The organism is Paenibacillus periandrae, assembly GCF_022458865.1.
Classification (GTDB): Bacteria; Bacillota; Bacilli; order Paenibacillales; family NBRC-103111; genus Paenibacillus_S; species Paenibacillus_S periandrae.
This window is the reverse complement of the sequence record NZ_JAJNMU010000111.1, coordinates 1-630: the sequence shown is the minus strand read 5'-3', so window position 1 is coordinate 630 and position 630 is coordinate 1. Positions and strand designations below refer to the sequence as shown.

General features: G+C 48.9%; 1 protein-coding gene. It reads left to right on the top strand.

From position 1 onward, the window contains the following. Positions 1 to 74 precede the first annotated feature (74 nt). The coding region (locus LRL21_RS44780) for a discoidin domain-containing protein (RefSeq protein WP_240422214.1) at positions 75 to 630 on the top strand (556 nt) is incomplete at its 3' end.

Sequence of the window (630 nt, the reverse complement as noted above, 5' to 3'; positions counted from 1 at the left end):
TCCAGACAAATAAAACAGTGAACCAGTATAGTTTACAAACACGCGGAGACATCCATGGTGGAGGTCCAGCGGAGATGCCGAAAACGTGGACGTTTGAGGGATGGAACGGTAGCAGTTGGGAAGTGTTAGACACACGAAGTGGAGTGACCGATTGGCAGCTTGGAGTACAAAAAGAGTTTGGATTTGTGAATACCAAAGCTTACACCAAGTACCGGATCAATGTCAGTGCGAACAATGGGTTTCCTTCTTATTTAGGGATCGGGGAACTGGGGATGCAGTATGTCAATTTGAATCCGGATGGGATCGTGGCGATGACCAGCAATACAACACCGAGAGGGATTGCCAGTGCGAGTGGAGAGTATGCACCGAGCTATGCATCGTGGCTGGCTTTTGATAAGAATGCTGGAACGGGTTGGGTTGGGGCAGTTGGAGCGACGACAGGATGGTTGGCTTATGATTTCCAGATAAATAAAACGGTGAACCAGTATAGTTTACAAACACGTGGAGACATCCATGGTGGAGGTCCAGCGGAGATGCCGAAAACGTGGACGTTTGAGGGATGGAACGGTAGCAGTTGGGAAGTGTTGGACACACAAAGTGGAGTGACCAATTGGCAAATTGGGGAACAGA